Raw genomic sequence first — 14,783 nt, 5'->3', positions numbered from 1 at the left:
CCGCCGGTAACACAGCGGGGCTTCGATCCACGTGAACGCACTGCCAACCCTGGCGAACCAACGGGACAGCGACCCACTTCGCCCAGGGACAACCAGCTTCCTCCCGTTCACCACTTCTGAAGGGCAAGGCCGATGGCACGTGTCGCCGCCCGGCTCTCCGCCGACGGAGAGCAGAGCACCCACCCGGTCGACGAGGTGCTCCCCGTCCCCCAACTCGCCCTGTACGGCTTCCAGCACGTGCTCGCCTTCTATGCCGGTGCGGTGATCGTCCCGATCATCGTCGGCGGCGCCCTGAAACTGAGCCCCGAAGAGCTGGTCTACCTGATCAACGCGGACCTGTTCACCTGCGGTATCGCCTCCATCGTCCAGGCATGGGGCATCGGCCGGATCGGCGCCCGCCTCCCGCTGATCCAGGGCGTCACCTTCACGGCGGTCTCCCCGATGATCGCCATCGGCCTCGGTGCCGGCGGGGGCACCGCGGCCCTCCTCGTGATCTACGGGGCCGTCATCACGGCCGGCATCGCCACCTTCGCCTTCGCCTGGCTGCCCGCCAAGGCCTTCCGGGCGGTGATGCGGCTGTTCCCGCCGGTCGTCACCGGCACGGTGATCACGGTCCTCGGCATCGTCCTGCTGCCGGTCGGCCTCAACGACGCGGCGGGCGGCCTCGGCAGCCCCGACTTCGGCGATCCGAAGCACTTCGCCTACGCCGGCGGCACCATGCTCTTCATCCTGGTGCTGATGAAGCTGGGCAGGCCGTTCCTGTCCTCGATCGCCATCCTGCTCGGCCTGGTCGGCGGAACGGCCGTCGCCTTCCTCCTGGGGGACGCGAAGTTCGGCAGCGTCTCCGACGCGGACTGGATCGGCATCACCACCCCCTTCCACTTCGGGGCGCCGAAGTTCGAGTGGTTCCCGATCGTCCTGATGCTCATCGTCATGCTGATCACCATGGTCGAGACGACCGGTGACACGTACGCCGTCGGCGACATCGTCGGCAAGGAGGTCGACAGCGAGACCGTGGCCCGCGCCCTGCGGGCCGACGGCGCCGCCACCGCCCTCGGCGGCGTGCTCAACTCCTTCCCGTACGTGGCCTTCGCCGAGAACGTCGGCCTCGTGCGGATGACCAAGGTCAAGAGCCGCTTCGTGGTCGTCGCGGCCGGCGTGTTCATGATCATCCTCGGTCTGCTGCCGAAGGCCGCCGCGATCGTCGCCTCCGTCCCGCACGGCGTCCTCGGCGGAGCCGCGACCGTCATGTTCGCCATGGTCGCCCTGGCCGGCATCCAGACCCTCGCCAAGGCCGACCTGAAGGAGGAGAAGAACGCGCTGGTCGTGGGCGTCTCCCTGGCCTTCGCCCTGCTCCCGGCCACCGTCCCGGTCCTCTTCAAGGAGCACATGGACCCGGACCTCTCCTCGCTGCTCAACAGCGGTGTGACGCTCGGTGCCACAGCCGCGATCGTGCTCAACCTGGTCTTCAACGGCCTGGCCGGGGACGACGCACACACCGCCGCCCTCCCGGCGGCGGTGCCGGCGCAGGCGGGCGCCCCGGACGCCCCGGCCGCCGCGATCCCGGCCGCCCCGGCCGCCGCCCCGGCCGCTCCCGCCGGGCCGGAGGCCGGCCCCGAGGGCGAGCCGGACCCCGAGGGCGAGCCGGACCCCGAGGGTGCGCCCACGCCCGCCTCCTGACCCTCCCGAGGAGCCGAGGCCCCCGTCCGGACCGGTGTCCGGGCGGGGGCCTCCGCCACCCCCGCACAGGTGACAATGGGCGCATGAGTCTGTACCGCGACGACGGCATCGTGCTGCGCACCCAGAAGCTCGGGGAGGCGGACCGCATCATCACGCTGCTGACCCGCGGCCACGGACGGGTGCGGGCCGTCGCCCGCGGCGTACGGCGCACGAAGTCGAAGTTCGGCGCCGGGCTGGAACCTTTCTCCCACGCCGACGTGCAGTTCTTCGCCCGCGGCAGCGAGCTCGTCGGCCGCAGCCTGCCGCTGTGCACCCAGACCGAGATCATCGCCCCGTACGGCAACGGCATCGTCACCGACTACGCCCGCTACACCGCCGGCACCGTGATGCTGGAGACCGCCGAGCGGTTCACCGAGAACGAAGGCGAGCCCGCCGTCCAGCAGTACCTGCTGCTCATCGGGGCCCTGCGCACCCTCTCCCGCGGCGAGCACGCCCCGAACCTGATCCTGGACGCCTTCCTGCTGCGCTCGCTCGCGGTCAACGGCTACGCGCCCAGCTTCGACGACTGCGCGAAGTGCGGCATCCACGGCCCCAACCGGCACTTCTCCGTCGCCGCGGGCGGGGTCGTCTGCGGGGACTGCCGGGTGGCCGGCAGCGTCGTACCATCAGCTGAGGCCATCGGGCTGCTCAGCGCCCTGCTGACAGGGGACTGGGCGGCCGCCGACGCGGCGGAGCCGCGATACGTGCGCGAGGGGAGCGGACTCGTCTCCGCCTATCTGCACTGGCATCTGGAGCGCGGGCTGCGCTCCTTGCGTTACGTAGAGAAGTGACCGAGATCGGAGACCACAGCGCCATGGCAGTACGCGGATTCCTGGGACGCTCCCGCCGCGAGTACACGCTTCCCGAGCCGCACCCCACGGGTGCCCGGCCGCCGAAGATCCCGGGCGAACTGGTCCCGGAGCACGTCGCCATCGTGATGGACGGCAACGGCCGCTGGGCCAAGGAGCGCGGCCTGCCGCGCACCGAGGGCCACAAGGTGGGCGCCGAGCGGGTCCTGGACGTCCTCCAGGGCGCGATCGAGATGGGCGTCCGCAACATCTCCCTCTACGCCTTCTCCACCGAGAACTGGAAGCGCTCGCCCGACGAGGTGCGCTTCCTGATGAACTTCAACCGCGACTTCATCCGCAAGACCCGCGACCAGCTCGACGCGCTCGGCATCCGGGTGCGCTGGGTGGGCCGGATGCCGAAGCTGTGGAAGTCGGTGGCCAAGGAGCTCCAGATCGCGCAGGAGCAGACCAAGGGCAACGACAAGCTGACCCTGTACTTCTGCATGAACTACGGCGGCCGCGCCGAGATCGCCGACGCCGCCCAGGCCCTCGCCGAGGACGTGAAGGCCGGCCGGCTGGACCCGTCGAAGGTCAACGAGAAGACCCTCGCGAAGTACCTGTACTACCCGGACATGCCGGACGTGGACCTGTTCCTGCGCCCCAGCGGCGAGCAGCGCACCTCCAACTACCTGATCTGGCAGAGCGCGTACGCCGAGATGGTCTTCCAGGACGTGCTGTGGCCGGACTTCGACCGCGTCCACCTGTGGCAGGCCTGCCTGGAGTACGCCCAGCGCGACCGCCGCTTCGGCGGCGCCGTCCCGAACCAGGTCGAACCGCCCACCTCCGCAAGCTGACCGGCCACGCCCTGCGCTTCCGTGTCGTGAACACGGAAGCCGGGGCGGTGGCGGGAGCCGGGCAGCCCATCGAGGTCCACTACGGGGCGGCCCGCCGCGACGTGCGCGAGGTAGTGCGCGTCCGCCTGCTGAGGACGCCCTGGGGCCGGCGGGAGCTGCTGTCCTGCCTCTTGGTGGGAACGGCGGTTCCGCCGCTGCTCGCGTTCGCGTTCTGGGCGCACCACATGCGGCGCCTCGCGCGCCGCATGTACGCCTGGGCGTCGGAGCACGACGCGTACTGCTGCACGGTCGCCGCCAACCTGCCGCGCCTGTAGGGTCGGCTGCCATGCGCATGCAGGAAACGGGGCGGCAGGGCGGGCCCGAAGCCCGGGAGACGGCCGTCGAGCTCGTCTACGAGGTCACCACGGCCGACCTGGCGCAGGCGATCCACGTCCGGAACACGGCCACGCCCGAGCTGCGCAGGCAGCGCCGGCTCGTGCCCCTCATCGGGATCGTGCTGACCGTCGTGGGCGGCGCCGCGCTCGCGGCCGGGCAGTCCGGGCACAAGAGCCTGGCCATGCTCGCCGGCGGGCTGGTGCTGTGCGGGCTCGCGCTGTGCGGGCCCCGGCTCCAGGCGCGTGCTTTCGCCGGGCTGCTCGCGAAGGCGGGCGAGACCCGCACCCGCGTCGACGGGACCGGGATCCAGGTGGCGACGGCGCGCTCCTCGACCCTGCTGCAGTGGGGCGCGCAGCCCGCGTACGCGGAGACCGCCGACACCTTCGTGCTGCTGGACGCGGCGAAGGGGGCGGCGGCCATGACGGTGATCCCCAAGCGCGGTGCCCGGGAGCCCGGGGACGTGGACCGGCTGCGGGCGGCCCTGGACGGCCGTCTGCGCCGTCTCTAGCCGCGGAGCGCCCCGGAACCGGACCGGGGGGTTCAGGAGGCGGCAGCGGCCGCGCAGTCGGCGCAGGTGCCGAAGATCTCCACCGTGTGGGCGACGTTCACGAAGCCGTGCTCGGCCGCGATCGACTCCGCCCACTTCTCCACGGCCGGGCCCTCGACCTCGACGGCCTTGCCGCAGCCGCGGCAGACCAGGTGGTGGTGGTGGTCGCCGGTGGAGCAGCGCCGGTAGACGGACTCGCCGTCGCTGGTCCGCAGCACGTCGACCTCACCGGCGTCGGCGAGGGACTGGAGGGTCCGGTAGACCGTGGTCAGGCCGACGGAGTCGCCGCGGTGCTTGAGCATGTCGTGCAGTTCCTGGGCGCTGCGGAACTCGTCCACCTCGTCCAGTGCCGCAGCGACGGCTGCCCGCTGCCGGGTGGACCGTCCTCGTACTGGCGCGGTATTCGTCTCGCCAGGAGCAGTCGCCACCGGTTCCTCCTCGTATCGGCCTGGGGCCATTGTGCCAGGCGCGCCGGTGCCCCAAGCGCTCCGCGGGGGAGGTGCCGCGACGGTCCGGCGGTCGTCTGCGGCCCGGTCGTGGCCGGTCGCGCGGTTCCCCGCGCCCCTTCGGGGCGCTGCCGAACCGCCGCTGCCGCGGCCGCTCAGACCTTCACGTCGTCCCGGGCGCCGTCCTGCTGGCAGAGCTGCCCGTCCGGTGCCGCGGCCGCCGCGGCCCGGGCCCGGCGGCGGGCCAGCGGGGCGGACAGGGCCGTCATGGCGATGAACACGGCGATGGCGAGCAGCACGATCGTGGCGCCGGAGGGCGCGTCGAGGTAGTAGGTCGCGGTGGTGCCGGTGAGCGACACGGTCACGCTGATCGCGATGGCCAGGCCCAGCGTGGCGGCGAAGCCGCGGGTCATCCGCTGCGCCGCGGCGACCGGGATCACCATCATGGCGCTGACCAGCAGCAGGCCGACGATCCGCATGGCGACGGTGACGGTGACCGCCGCGGTGATGGCGATCAGCAGGTTCAGCGCCCGCACCGGCAGTCCGGTGACGCGTGCGAACTCCTCATCCTGGCAGACGGCGAACAGCTGCCTGCGCAGGCCGATCGTGACGGCGACGACGAACGCGGCGAGGATCACCATGGCGGTGACGTCCGCGGTCGAGACGGTGGTGATCGAGCCGAACATGGCGCTGATCAGGTTGCTGGTGGAGCCGCCCGGCGCCATGTTGATGATCAGGACGCCGCCGGCCAGGCCGCCGTAGAAGAGCATGGCGAGCGCGACGTCGCCGCTGGTCTTGCCGCGGGAGCGGATCAGCTCCATGCCGACCGCGCCGAGGACGGCGACCAGGGTGGCCATCCACACGGGGCTGGCCTGGAAGAAGAACCCGAGGGCGACACCGGTCATCGCCACGTGGCCGAGGCCGTCGCCCATGACGGCCTGCCGCCGCTGGACCAGGTAGGTGCCGATGGCGGGCGCGGTGATGCCGACCAGGGCGGCCGCGATCAGGGCCCGCTGCATGAAGGCGAAGTCGAAGAGTTCCATCAGCTCAGCAGTCCCGTCCGGAGCGGCTCGGCGTCGTGCGCCGCGTGGGGGTGTACGTGGTCGTGGCCGGGCAGGGCGTGCTGCCCCACGGCCTCCGGCGGGGCTCCGTCGTGGACGACGCATCCGTCGCGGAGGACGACGGCCCGGTCGATCAGCGGCTCCAGCGGGCCGAGCTCGTGCAGCACGAGGAGGACCGTGGAGCCGGCGGCGACCTGCTGCCGCAGGGCACCGGCCAGGACCTCCTGGTTGTCCAGGTCCACGCCGGCCATCGGCTCGTCCATGATCAGGAGTTCGGGCTCCACGGCGAGCGCGCGGGCGATCAGCACCCGCTGGTGCTGGCCGCCGGAGAGGGCGCCCACCGAGGCGGACGCGTACGGGAGCATGTCGACCAGGTCGAGGGCGCGGTCCACGGCGGCCCGGTCGGCGGCGCGGGGGAAGCCGAACCGGCGGCGGGCCAGCCGCCCGGAGGAGACCACCTCGCGGACGGTGGCGGGGACCCCGCTGGCCGCGGTGGTGCGCTGCGGCACGTAGCCGATCCGGGACCAGTCGCGGAAGCGCCGGAACTCGGTCCCGAACAGGGAGAGTTCGCCGGAGGTCAGCGGGACCTGGCCGACGACCGCGCGCACGGCGGTGGACTTGCCGGAGCCGTTGGCGCCGAGCAGGGCGACGACCTCGCCGCGGCGCACGGTGAGGTCGACGCCGCGCAGCACGGGGCGCGAGCCCAGTGAGGCGGTGGCGCCGCGCAGGGATATGACGGGGGTGTCCGCTTCCGCGGCTGCCGGCGTGGGATCCATGACTCGCGCCTCCGTAACTGCCATCACTTGGTTCCGAGCGCCTTCTGGAGGTTCTTCAGGTTGGAGCGCATGACTTCGAAGTAGTCGGCGCCCTGGGACGTGTCGGTGATGCCCTCGAGGGGGTCGAGGACGTCGGTCTTCAGGCCGGTGTCCCGGGCGAGGGTCTTGGCCGTCTTGTCGCTGGCCAGGGTCTCGAAGAACACGGTGGAGACATTCTCCTTCCTCGCGAGCTCCTGGAGTTCCTTCATCCGGGCGGGGCTCGGCTCGGACTCGGGGTCGACGCCGGAGATGCCCTCCTGGTCGAGGCCGTAGCGCTCGGCGAGGTAGCCGAAGGCGGCGTGGGCGGTGATGAAGGTCCGGGACGCGGTGTTCTGCAGGCCGTCCTTGAACTCCGTGTCGAGCGCGGTGAGTTTGCCGACCAGCTCGTCGGTGTTCTTCCGGTAGTCCGCCGCGCGGCCGGGGTCGGCCTTCTCCAGGGCCGCGCCGACGCCCTTGGCGACCTCGGCGTACTTCGCCGGGTCGAGCCAGAGGTGCGGGTCGCCGCCGGCCTCGCCCTTGCCGTGGTCGTGCTCGCCGGAGTGGCCCTGCACGCCCTCGCCCTCGCCCTGGTGGCCCTGCACGCCCTCGCCCTCGTGGCCGTGCCCGTGGTCGTGGCCGGCGGAGCCGTGGGCCTCCAACTCGGTGAGGGAGGCGGCGTCGACGACGTTCTTCACGCCGGATTGGGCGACGGCCTCGTCGACGGCGGGCTGGAGGCCCTTGAGGTAGACGACCACGTCGGACTCGCCGAGCCGGCCGGTCTGCTTCGGGGTGATCTCCAGGTCGTGCGGCTCGACGCCCGGCTTGGTCAGGGAGGTGACGCTCACGTGGTCCTTGCCGATCTGCTCGGCGAGGAACTGCAGGGGGTAGAACGACGCCGTCACGGCGAGCTTGCCGTCCTTGCCGCCGCCCGACGCGGCCGCCCCGGAGCAGGCGGTGAGGGCCGTGGCGGCGAGGGCGACGGCTCCGGCAAGGGCGGCGGAGGGTATGAGGCGTCGTACGTTCATGACATCCATTTTCATCAAAGATGGAAACCGTTGTCAAAAACCCAGGTGGTGGAGGGCGGCCGGACCGTGAAAAGGGATACCGATTTGAAAGGGGGGGTGCGGGCGCCGCTACCCTGAGGCATTCGCGTTCGTCCTCGTCATGAAGAGAGCACCGTGGCCGCCGACAAGATCGAAACCATCGTCAGCCTGAGCAAGCGCCGTGGCTTCGTTTACCCGTGCAGTGAGATCTACGGTGGCTCCAGGGCTGCCTGGGACTACGGTCCGCTTGGTGTTGAGCTCAAGGAGAACATCAAGCGCCAGTGGTGGAAGGCGATGGTCACCGGCCGTGAGGACGTCGTCGGCCTCGACTCCTCCGTGATCCTGGCCCCCGAGGTCTGGGTGGCATCGGGTCACGTCGCCACCTTCTCGGACCCGCTGACCGAGTGCACCTCCTGCCACAAGCGTCACCGCGCCGACCACCTGGAAGAGGCGTACGAGGCCAAGCACGGCCGCCTCCCCGAGAACGGCCTGGCCGACATCAACTGCCCCAACTGCGGTGTGAAGGGCCAGTTCACCGAGCCGAAGCAGTTCTCCGGCATGCTGGAGACCCACCTCGGCCCGACCCAGGACACCGGCTCCAAGGCGTACCTGCGCCCCGAGACCGCCCAGGGCATCTTCACCAACTTCGCCGTTGTGCAGACCTCCTCGCGCAAGAAGCCGCCGTTCGGCATCGCGCAGATGGGCAAGTCCTTCCGCAACGAGATCACGCCCGGCAACTTCATCTTCCGCACCCGCGAGTTCGAGCAGATGGAGATGGAGTTCTTCGTCAAGCCGGGCGAGGACGAGCAGTGGCAGGAGTACTGGATGCAGGAGCGGTGGAACTGGTACCGCGACCTGGGCATCCGTGAGGAGAACATCCGCTGGTACGAGCACCCGAAGGAGAAGCTGTCCCACTACTCGAAGCGCACCGCCGACATCGAGTACCGCTTCAACTTCGGCGGCAGCGAGTTCTCCGAGCTGGAGGGTGTCGCCAACCGCACCGACTACGACCTCAAGGCCCACTCCGCGGCCTCCGGTCAGGACCTCACCTTCTTCGACCAGGAGGCCGGTGAGCGCTACACCCCGTACGTCATCGAGCCGGCGGCCGGCGTCAACCGCGCCATGCTCGCCTTCATGCTCGACGCGTACAACGAGGACGAGGCCCCGAACGCCAAGGGCGTCATGGAGAAGCGCACCGTGATGCGCCTCGACCCGCGCCTGGCCCCGATCAAGGTCGCCGTCCTGCCGCTGTCCCGCAACCAGCAGCTGTCGCCGAAGGCCAAGGGCCTCGCCGCCGACCTGCGCAAGCACTGGAACATCGAGTTCGACGACGCGGGCGCCATCGGCCGCCGCTACCGCCGCCAGGACGAGATCGGTACGCCGTTCTGCGTCACCGTCGACTTCGACACCCTGGACGACAACGCGGTGACCGTGCGCGAGCGCGACACCATGAAGCAGGAGCGCGTCTCCCTGGACCAGATCCAGGCCTACCTCGGCAGCCGCCTGCTCGGCTGCTAGGTCCTGCCCGAACGGCCGGTGGCCCGGTGCGCGTGCTGCGCACCGGGCCACCGTCGTGTGGTGCGGGGTCAGGCCGCGGCGACCCGGGCGGCCTCCGCCTCGGCTGCCGCGGCGGCGCGGCGCTCGCCCTCGGCCTTCGAGCGCTTGCCGTAGTACGCGGTCCACAGCGCCAGCGCGCCGAGCACCCCGTAGATCATGACCGGGCTGACGGTGACCATGGTGTCGGTGCTCAGCACGTAGGCCAGGGCGACGCGCACGCCCGCCTCCAAGAGGTAGGCCACGCCCCACACCGCCGTCATCACGGTCATCGTGCGGCGGAAGCCCTCGAACTGCCACAGGCCGTTCCACCAGGCCGTGCTCTCCGGCGTGCCGTCGGTGGCGAACTTGCGGCCGAAGTAGAACATCAGCGGCCGCGGTGCGAGCAGCGTGGCCAGGCAGAGCAGGCCGAACAGCCCGGTCACGCAGGAGTCCTTGACCAGCAGCGCGCGGGCCGAGTGCGCCCCGACCAGCGAGACGACGGCCGTGATCACCATGAACACCAGGGTGACGATGGCGAACTCGTCGACCTTGCGGCGCCAGGCCACGTGGACCGCGGTGTCGAGGACGGGCCAGGCACCGCTGACCAGCAGCGCGCCGAACTCGCTCCAGCCGTGGTCGCGCAGCTGGTTGTACGTGATGATCGGCGCCACCACGTTGAGGCCGATCGTCACGATCCAGCCGAGCGCGGCTGCGCCCCCGGACCGGCCCGGAGGCCCGGGTTGGTCTGCCTGAGAGGTGTGAGCGGGCATGGTTCCCCCTGGAACTGCTGGTGAGTGCGGTAGGGGAACCGTAAAATTTGACGGGGCACGAACAAGTATGGCGCGCCCAAAATGATCACCAAATCGACCGGAGTGGCCGGTTCTGGCCGAACCGGGCCGAGGCGCCCGAGGTGGGGGAACGGCTGCGTCAGGCGCGCAGACCCCGGATCACGAGGGCGGTGACCGCCCCGAACTCCTCGGTGATCGTGGGCGAGTTCCACTCGGCCGCGTACTGCGGGTCGTGGAACCGCCCGGTGGCGTCGAACACCGCGCGCGCGGCGGCCGGGACGTCCGCGGCGGCGAGCGTGCCCGCCTCGACCCCCTCGGCGATGATCCGGCCCAGCTGGCCGATCAGCTGGCTCAGGTGGTGGTCGACCACCCCGCTGTTCTCGGCGAGCAGCACCGTGTACGTCGCGAACAGCTCCGGGTCGTCACCCGCCTTGTGGCGCTTGGTGTCGAACAGGGCCTCCAGCCAGGCCTCCAGCTTGGAGGGGGCGCTCTCGCCGGGAGCGGAGGTGATCCCCTCCAGGCGGTCGACGCTCTTCGCGAGCCAGCGGTCGGTGACCGCCTCGCGCAGCGCCGCCTTCGACGGGAAGTGCCGGTAGACGCTGCCGTGGCTGACGCCCAGGGCGCGTGCCACGTCCACCACCGTGGCCTTGGAGGGGCCGTAGCGGCGCAGCACCTCCTCGGTGGTTTCGAGGATGCGCTCGGGGGTCAGGGGCGCGGCGGCAGCGGGTGACATGGATACGACCGTACAGCCGCCTCACTGCTCGCTGTCGAGGTGGGCCATCTGGGCCTGCGGGTAGCGCTCGCCCGCGGCGGCTCCGGCCGGGACCGCGTCTTCAATGGCTGTGAGGTCGGCCGGCGTCAGCTCCACGTCCATGGCACCGAGTGCCTCGCCGAGGCGGTCCCGGCGGCGGGCGCCCACCAGCGGGACGATGTCCTCGCCGCGCGAGAGCACCCAGGCGATGGCGGCCTGGGCCACGCTGATGCCCTTGTCCTCGGCGACCTTGCGCAGCGCCTCCACCAGGTCGAGGTTGCGCTGGAGGTTCTCGCCCTGGAACCGGGGGCTCATGCCGCGGAAGTCGCCGGGCGCCAGCTCCCGGTCGCGCGTGAAGTGGCCGCTGATCAGGCCGCGGGAGAGGACCCCGTAGGCGGTGATGCCTATGCCGAGCTCGCGGGCGGCCGGCAGGATCTCCTGCTCGATGCCGCGGGAGATCAGCGAGTACTCGATCTGGAGGTCCGCGATGGGCGCCACGGCCGCGGCCCGGCGCAGGGTGTCCGCTCCGACCTCGGACAGGCCGATGTGCCGCACGTGCCCCGCCTCGACGGCCTCGGCGATGGCGCCGACCGTCTCCTCGATCGGCACGTCCGGGTCCACGCGGGCGATCCGGTAGATGTCGATGTGGTCCCGGCCCAGCCGCTGGAGCGAGTAGGCCAGGAAGTTCTTCACGGCATCCGGGCGGCCGTCGTAGCCGGTGAAACCACCCTCGACCGTGCGCAGCGCGCCGAACTTCACACTGGTCAGCGCCTGCTCGCGGGCGGCGGCCGGCGCGGTGCGCAGGGCCTCGTTGATGAGCAGCTCGTTGTGGCCCATGCCGTAGAAGTCGCCGGTGTCGAGCAGTGTCACGCCGGCGTCCAGCGCCGCGTGGATGGTCGCGATCGACTCGTTGCGGTCGGCCTCGCCGTAGAGCGCGGACATACCCATGCAGCCGAGGCCGAGGGGGAAGACGGCGGGTCCGGTCGCACCGAGGGTGCGGAGGGGGTGGTGGGCGGTGGTCGGGCCGGTGTTCAGGTTGGTGTCCATGGAACGAGGATGGCATGACGGGTGACAGATTTCAATATCTGTCACCCGTCAGTGGGTAGGGCCTGGCGGGGCGGGGGTGCGGAAGGGGCGCGGAGACGGCCCCGGGGGGATCGGCGGCGCCGGGTGCGCGCGGCCGCGGCTAGACCGCTGCCCGCTCCAGCCGGCGGGCCGTCCGCCGGGCCGTCGCCATGGCCCAGCGGCCGGTGGTGGCGAACCCCACGGCCAGTACGGCGAGGCCGCAGGCGGTGATGATCCACCAGGCCGGTCCGGCCGCCGCGGCGAAGAGCGCGGCGTCCGACAGGCCGGCGCCGCCGGCGCCGCCCGCGCCGCCCGCCGCCAGGACGGCGCCGATCACGGCGACGCCCAGCGCGGCGCCGGTCTGCCGGCTCGTGGAGGCGACCGCGGCCGCGACGCCCGCCTGCGACCGCGGCATCCCGGAGACCGCGGTGTTCGTCACGGGTGCGTTGACCAGGCCGAAGCCGATCCCGAACAGGGCGTACCCGGCGAACATCAGCGGATACGAGTCGGCCGCCGGGAACGCGGCGAACAGCAGCCCGCTCGCGGCCGTCGCGGCCCCGGCCAGCAGCAGCGGCAGCCGCGGCCCGCGGGAGGCGACCAGCAGGCCGGACAGCGGCGAGCACACGAAGGCCGGCGCGGCCATGGGCAGCATGAACAGCCCGGCCCGGAGCGGGTCCAGCCCCCGTACGTCCTGCAGGTAGAGGGTGTTCAGGAAGAGGAACCCGGACAGCGCGGCGAACGCGCAGACCGCGATCACCGTGGCCCCGCTGAAGGGGGCGCTGTGGAAGAACCGCGGGTCGATCAGCGGGTCGGGCCGCCGGGGCTCGTACAGCAGCAGCCCCGCCAGCGAGGCCGCGGCGAGGAGGGCGCAGCCGAGGATCACCGGGGACCGCCAGCCGAGGGCGGGAGCCTCGATGATCCCGTACGTGACCGAGCCGAGCAGGCCGATGACCAGCAGCTGGCCCACCGGGTCGGGGCGGCGCGGCCGCTCGGCCCGCGACTCGGGCACGTAGCGCAGGGTCAGTACGAGGCCCAGCAGTCCGACCGGGAGGTTGACCCAGAAGATCGACCGCCAGCCCGCGGCGTCCACGAGCAGCCCGCCGATCAGCGGCCCGGCCGCCATGGACAGGCCGGCCACCGCACCCCAGGCGCCGATCGCGCGGGCCCGTTCCCGCGGGGCGGTGAAGGTGTTGGTGATGATCGACATCGCGACGGGGTTCAGCATCGAGCCGCCCGCCGCCTGCACCACCCGGAAGGCCACGAGCCAGTGCAGGCCCGGGGCGAGCGAGCAGAGCAGCGAGCCGGCCGTGAAGAGGACCAGGCCCGCGGCGAAGACCCGGCGGCGCCCGATCCGGTCCGCGGTGGAACCCGCCAGGATCAGCAGCGAGGCCAGGACCACGGCGTAGGCGTCGATCGTCCACTGCATTCCGGCGACGGAGGCGCCCAGCTCACGGCGCACGGAGGGCAGCGCGACGTTCAGGACGGTGCTGTCGAGGCTGACCATGAGCAGGCTCATGCAGCAGATCGCCAGCACCAGCATCCTGCGGCGGCGGCTCGGCTCCTGCATGCTTCCGATAGTACGCCTAACTAAAGAGATGTGTGCCCGGTGTCCGCTGGGCGACAATGGGGGGCATGACCACGCTCCCCCCGCCCCTCGCGATCGGCCCGCACACCGTGCAGCCCCCGGTGGTGCTCGCGCCGATGGCCGGTATCACCAACGCCCCGTTCCGCACCCTCTGCCGCGAGTTCAGCGGCGGCAAGGGGCTGTTCGTGAGCGAGATGATCACGACCCGGGCGCTGGTCGAGCGCAACGAGAAGACCATGCAGCTGATCCACTTCGACGAGACCGAGAAGCCCCGCTCGATCCAGCTGTACGGGGTCGACCCGGCCACGGTCGGCAAGGCGGTCCGCATGATCGTCGAGGAGGACCGCGCCGACCACATCGACCTCAACTTCGGCTGCCCGGTCCCCAAGGTGACCCGCAAGGGCGGCGGCTCCGCCCTCCCGTACAAGCGGAACCTGCTGCGCGCCATCCTCCGCGAGGCCGTCGCGGGCGCCGGCGACCTGCCGGTGACCATGAAGATGCGCAAGGGCATCGACGACGACCACCTCACCTACCTGGACGCCGGCCGGATCGCGGTCGAGGAGGGCGTCACCGCCATCGCCCTGCACGGCCGCACCACCGCCCAGCACTACGGCGGCACCGCGGACTGGGAGGCCATCGCCCGGCTCAAGGAGCACGTCCCGGAGATCCCCGTGCTCGGCAACGGCGACATCTGGTGCGCCGAGGACGCGCTGCGCATGGTCCGCGAGACGGGCTGCGACGGCGTCGTGGTGGGCCGCGGCTGCCTGGGGCGCCCGTGGCTGTTCAACGACCTCGTGGCGGCCTTCGAGGGGCGCCCGGAGGACTTCCACCGGCCCGCGCTGCGCGAGGTCGCGGCGACCATGCACCGGCACGCGGAACTGCTGGGGGAGTGGATCGGCGACGAGACGCGCGGGGTGATCGACTTCCGTAAGCACGTGGCCTGGTACCTGAAGGGCTTCTCGGTCGGTTCCGAGATGCGCAAGAAGCTGGCGGTCACCTCCTCCCTGGCCGAGCTCGACGCTCATCTGAGCGACCTGGACCTGGACCAGCCCTGGCCCGAGGGTGCGGACGGCCCTCGCGGCCGCACGTCCGGAAACAACCGGGTTGTCCTCCCGGATGGCTGGCTGAAGGATCCGTACGACTGTGCCGGAGTGGGCGAGGAAGCCGAACTGGACACGTCCGGGGGCTGAGAATCAGCTGACAAAGTATGCCGCCGGCGGCGTGACATACGCCACGCATGGGTGGGGTTGCGCTCACATGAGCGCGAGAATCACGGCTAAGACTTTCAAAGGGTGGCACTGGGTGCCATCCTTTGTACGTTCAACTCTTGAACGCAAATGTATCGATGATCGCTCATCCGAGCGCAGTCAAGCCTCAGTGGGGGTCTCACCCTTCGGGAGGTGAACGCGCTTCATAGGTTCGGGCTACCTG

General features: G+C 71.3%; 15 protein-coding genes. 7 read left to right on the top strand and 8 right to left on the bottom strand.

The window, feature by feature from the left end; translation table 11 throughout:
- Nucleotides 1-132 precede the first annotated feature (132 nt).
- The 5 genes from ACIQUT_RS07255 (at nucleotide 133) to ACIQUT_RS07235 (ending at nucleotide 4,244) form a co-directional block, all read left to right on the top strand.
- Nucleotides 133-1,680, top strand: a complete 1,548-nt coding sequence (locus tag ACIQUT_RS07255) for a nucleobase:cation symporter-2 family protein (protein WP_403560329.1) — start codon at nucleotides 133-135, stop codon at nucleotides 1,678-1,680.
- A gap of 83 nt (nucleotides 1,681-1,763) precedes the next feature.
- Nucleotides 1,764-2,510, top strand: coding sequence for a DNA repair protein RecO (recO, locus tag ACIQUT_RS07250; protein WP_403560327.1), 747 nt, complete (start codon nucleotides 1,764-1,766; stop codon nucleotides 2,508-2,510).
- Between the two features lie 23 nt (nucleotides 2,511-2,533).
- Nucleotides 2,534-3,361, top strand: coding sequence for an isoprenyl transferase (locus ACIQUT_RS07245; RefSeq protein WP_403560629.1), 828 nt, complete (start codon nucleotides 2,534-2,536; stop codon nucleotides 3,359-3,361).
- Between the two features lie 26 nt (nucleotides 3,362-3,387).
- A complete protein-coding gene (locus tag ACIQUT_RS07240) occupies nucleotides 3,388-3,675 on the top strand; it encodes a hypothetical protein (RefSeq protein ID WP_403560325.1) in 288 nt (95 codons plus the stop codon).
- Between the two features lie 11 nt (nucleotides 3,676-3,686).
- Nucleotides 3,687-4,244, top strand: coding sequence for a hypothetical protein (locus ACIQUT_RS07235; protein WP_403560323.1), 558 nt, complete (start codon nucleotides 3,687-3,689; stop codon nucleotides 4,242-4,244).
- Nucleotides 4,245-4,276: 32 nt separating this feature from the next.
- Here the strand turns inward: ACIQUT_RS07235 and ACIQUT_RS07230 are convergent, their stop codons facing one another.
- The 4 genes from ACIQUT_RS07230 to ACIQUT_RS07215 form a co-directional block, all read right to left on the bottom strand.
- Entirely contained in the window at nucleotides 4,277-4,711 is a 435-nt protein-coding gene (locus tag ACIQUT_RS07230; RefSeq protein ID WP_385423303.1) for a Fur family transcriptional regulator, read from the bottom strand.
- Between the two features lie 173 nt (nucleotides 4,712-4,884).
- Nucleotides 4,885-5,772: a metal ABC transporter permease gene (locus ACIQUT_RS07225; RefSeq protein WP_403560321.1), complete on the bottom strand. Its 888-nt coding sequence runs from the start codon at nucleotides 5,770-5,772 to the stop codon at nucleotides 4,885-4,887.
- Nucleotides 5,772-6,566 carry a metal ABC transporter ATP-binding protein gene (locus tag ACIQUT_RS07220; RefSeq protein WP_403560319.1) on the bottom strand — a complete coding sequence of 265 codons (795 nt, stop codon included), beginning with the start codon at nucleotides 6,564-6,566 and terminating at the stop codon, nucleotides 5,772-5,774. Before ACIQUT_RS07220 ends, ACIQUT_RS07225 begins: the two co-directional genes overlap by 1 nt.
- Nucleotides 6,567-6,589: 23 nt before the next feature.
- On the bottom strand, nucleotides 6,590-7,609 hold the full coding sequence (locus ACIQUT_RS07215) for a metal ABC transporter substrate-binding protein (RefSeq protein ID WP_403560317.1): 1,020 nt from the start codon (nucleotides 7,607-7,609) through the stop codon (nucleotides 6,590-6,592).
- Nucleotides 7,610-7,762: 153 nt separating this feature from the next.
- On the opposite strand from ACIQUT_RS07215, the gene ACIQUT_RS07210 reads away from it, so the two are divergent.
- Nucleotides 7,763-9,145, top strand: coding sequence for a glycine--tRNA ligase (locus tag ACIQUT_RS07210; RefSeq protein WP_403560315.1), 1,383 nt, complete (start codon nucleotides 7,763-7,765; stop codon nucleotides 9,143-9,145).
- Between the two features lie 68 nt (nucleotides 9,146-9,213).
- Here the strand turns inward: ACIQUT_RS07210 and ACIQUT_RS07205 are convergent, their stop codons facing one another.
- The 4 genes from ACIQUT_RS07205 to ACIQUT_RS07190 all read right to left on the bottom strand — a co-directional run bounded on the left by ACIQUT_RS07205 (nucleotide 9,214) and on the right by ACIQUT_RS07190 (nucleotide 13,334).
- Nucleotides 9,214-9,855 carry a VC0807 family protein gene (locus ACIQUT_RS07205; RefSeq protein WP_403560313.1) on the bottom strand — a complete coding sequence of 214 codons (642 nt, stop codon included), beginning with the start codon at nucleotides 9,853-9,855 and terminating at the stop codon, nucleotides 9,214-9,216.
- Between the two features lie 235 nt (nucleotides 9,856-10,090).
- On the bottom strand, nucleotides 10,091-10,684 hold the full coding sequence (locus ACIQUT_RS07200) for a TetR/AcrR family transcriptional regulator (protein WP_403560311.1): 594 nt from the start codon (nucleotides 10,682-10,684) through the stop codon (nucleotides 10,091-10,093).
- 21 nt (nucleotides 10,685-10,705) lie between these two features.
- Nucleotides 10,706-11,749: an aldo/keto reductase gene (locus tag ACIQUT_RS07195; RefSeq protein ID WP_403560309.1), complete on the bottom strand. Its 1,044-nt coding sequence runs from the start codon at nucleotides 11,747-11,749 to the stop codon at nucleotides 10,706-10,708.
- Nucleotides 11,750-11,888: 139 nt separating this feature from the next.
- Nucleotides 11,889-13,334: an MFS transporter gene (locus tag ACIQUT_RS07190; protein ID WP_403560307.1), complete on the bottom strand. Its 1,446-nt coding sequence runs from the start codon at nucleotides 13,332-13,334 to the stop codon at nucleotides 11,889-11,891.
- Between the two features lie 65 nt (nucleotides 13,335-13,399).
- Between ACIQUT_RS07190 and dusB the strand changes: the two genes are divergently transcribed.
- Nucleotides 13,400-14,542 (top strand): tRNA dihydrouridine synthase DusB, encoded by a 1,143-nt coding sequence (dusB, locus tag ACIQUT_RS07185; protein WP_403560305.1) that lies wholly within the window; start codon nucleotides 13,400-13,402, stop codon nucleotides 14,540-14,542.
- Nucleotides 14,543-14,783 lie beyond the last annotated feature (241 nt).

The sequence above is a fragment of the Streptomyces sp. NPDC090445 genome (genome assembly GCF_044769385.1).
Lineage (GTDB): Bacteria > Actinomycetota > Actinomycetes > Streptomycetales > Streptomycetaceae > Streptomyces.
Note: the sequence above shows the minus strand (reverse complement) of the source record. Positions and strands in the feature narration are given on the sequence as shown.

Coding starts and splice junctions, on each gene's coding strand:
- ACIQUT_RS07255 (WP_403560329.1), top strand. CDS start 133: ATGGCACGTGTCGCCGCCCGGCTCTCCGCCGACGGAGAGCAGAGCACC.
- recO (WP_403560327.1), top strand. CDS start 1,764: ATGAGTCTGTACCGCGACGACGGCATCGTGCTGCGCACCCAGAAGCTC.
- ACIQUT_RS07245 (WP_403560629.1), top strand. CDS start 2,534: ATGGCAGTACGCGGATTCCTGGGACGCTCCCGCCGCGAGTACACGCTT.
- ACIQUT_RS07235 (WP_403560323.1), top strand. CDS start 3,687: ATGCGCATGCAGGAAACGGGGCGGCAGGGCGGGCCCGAAGCCCGGGAG.
- ACIQUT_RS07225 (WP_403560321.1), bottom strand. CDS start 5,772: ATGGAACTCTTCGACTTCGCCTTCATGCAGCGGGCCCTGATCGCGGCC.
- ACIQUT_RS07220 (WP_403560319.1), bottom strand. CDS start 6,566: ATGGATCCCACGCCGGCAGCCGCGGAAGCGGACACCCCCGTCATATCC.
- ACIQUT_RS07215 (WP_403560317.1), bottom strand. CDS start 7,609: ATGAACGTACGACGCCTCATACCCTCCGCCGCCCTTGCCGGAGCCGTC.
- ACIQUT_RS07200 (WP_403560311.1), bottom strand. CDS start 10,684: ATGTCACCCGCTGCCGCCGCGCCCCTGACCCCCGAGCGCATCCTCGAA.
- ACIQUT_RS07195 (WP_403560309.1), bottom strand. CDS start 11,749: ATGGACACCAACCTGAACACCGGCCCGACCACCGCCCACCACCCCCTC.
- ACIQUT_RS07190 (WP_403560307.1), bottom strand. CDS start 13,334: ATGCAGGAGCCGAGCCGCCGCCGCAGGATGCTGGTGCTGGCGATCTGC.
- dusB (WP_403560305.1), top strand. CDS start 13,400: ATGACCACGCTCCCCCCGCCCCTCGCGATCGGCCCGCACACCGTGCAG.